At 43.1% G+C, this 1743-nt stretch carries 1 protein-coding gene; it reads left to right on the top strand.

The window, feature by feature from the left end; genetic code table 11:
• Positions 1–1605, top strand: a 1605-nt coding sequence (locus tag AB5935_RS24695) for a long-chain fatty acid--CoA ligase (protein WP_368327724.1), incomplete at its 5' end; no start/stop codon positions are given.
• Between the last annotated feature and the right edge of the window lie 138 nt (positions 1606–1743).

Genomic DNA, 1743 nt, shown 5'->3' with positions numbered 1-1743 from the left:
CGCGAATGGTTCTATGTAGAGTTTGGTGCATTTGCCAACCGGGCGGTTACCATTCCGTTTTATGCAACGAGTTCACCTGCGCAGGCGCAATATATCATTAATGATGCGCAGATTCGTTTTCTTTTTGTCGGTGAGCAATACCAGTATGATGCCGCTTTCAGCATCTTTGGTTTCTGTTCTTCTTTGCAACAACTGATAATCTTTGACCGTTCGGTGGTAAAAGACCCTCGTGACGTATCATCTATCTATTTTGATGAATTTATGGCGACGGGAGAGGGATTGCCTCATAATGATACGGTAGAAGAGCGTACCGAACGGGCTTCTTATGATGACTTGGCAAACATTCTCTATACATCCGGCACAACGGGTGAACCGAAGGGCGTCATGCTTCATCATTCCTGTTATCTGGAACAGTTTCATACACATGATGACCGTTTGACGACGATGTCGGATAAGGATGTATCGATGAACTTCCTTCCATTAACACACGTGTTTGAGAAAGCATGGTGTTATCTCTGTATTCATAAAGGAGTGCAGATTTGTATCAATCTCCGTCCGGCAGATATACAAACAACCATTAAGGAAATTCGCCCGACACTGATGTGCAGTGTTCCCCGTTTTTGGGAGAAGGTGTATGCAGGGGTACAGGAAAAAATAAACGAAACAACCGGGTTGAAGAAGGCACTGATGCTGGATGCTATCCGGGTAGGTAGAATCCATAATCTGGATTATCTGCGTCTGGGAAAGACTCCTCCGGTGATGAATCAACTGAAATATAAGTTTTACGAGAAGACTATCTATTCTTTGCTGAAAAAAACAATCGGTATTGAGAATGGTAACTTTTTCCCGACTGCCGGTGCTGCCGTTCCCGATGAGATTAATGAATTCGTTCATTCGGTAGGAATCAATATGGTGGTAGGATATGGACTGACGGAATCTACGGCTACTGTATCTTGTACACTGCCGGTTGGCTATGATATCGGTTCGGTAGGTGTTGTACTGCCGGGGATTGAAGTGAAAATCGGTGAAGACAATGAAATCCTGCTTCGGGGTAAGACGATCACAAAAGGCTATTACAAAAAAGCGGAAGCCACAGCTGCCGCTATTGAGCCGGATGGCTGGTTCCATACAGGTGATGCCGGTTACTTTAAAAATGGACAGCTTTTCCTGACCGAACGTATTAAAGATTTATTCAAAACATCAAACGGCAAATACGTCGCTCCGCAAGCTTTGGAAACGAAGTTGGTCATTGACCGTTATATCGACCAGATTGCCATTATCGCCGATCAACGTAAGTTTGTCTCGGCTCTGATTGTTCCTGTATATGGATTTGTGAAAGAGTATGCCAAAGAAAAGGGTATTGAATATAAGGATATGACGGAACTGTTGCAGCATCCGAAGATTGTAGGATTGTTCCGTGCCCGGATCGATACACTTCAGCAACAATTTGCGCACTATGAACAAATCAAACGTTTCACTTTACTGCCTGAGCCATTCAGCATGGAACGTGGAGAATTGACTAATACACTGAAACTGAAACGGGCGGTGGTTGCCAAGAATTATAGTGAGCAGATAGAGAAGATGTACGAAGAAAGTGAGAAATAGGCGATAAGCGGTTTATCGTTAAAAATGAAACGATAAACCGTAAATGATAAATCGGAAACAATAAAGAGTGTATTGGAGCTCTCTTTAAAAGTAATACCCCTGTTACAGTTCAATTTGTAACAGGGGTAAACTTTGTGT

The organism is Phocaeicola sp. RTP21198st1_B8_RTP21198_201120 (assembly GCF_040929485.1).
Classification (GTDB): domain Bacteria; phylum Bacteroidota; class Bacteroidia; order Bacteroidales; family Bacteroidaceae; genus Phocaeicola; species Phocaeicola dorei.
Note: the sequence above shows the minus strand (reverse complement) of the source record. Positions and strands in the feature narration are given on the sequence as shown.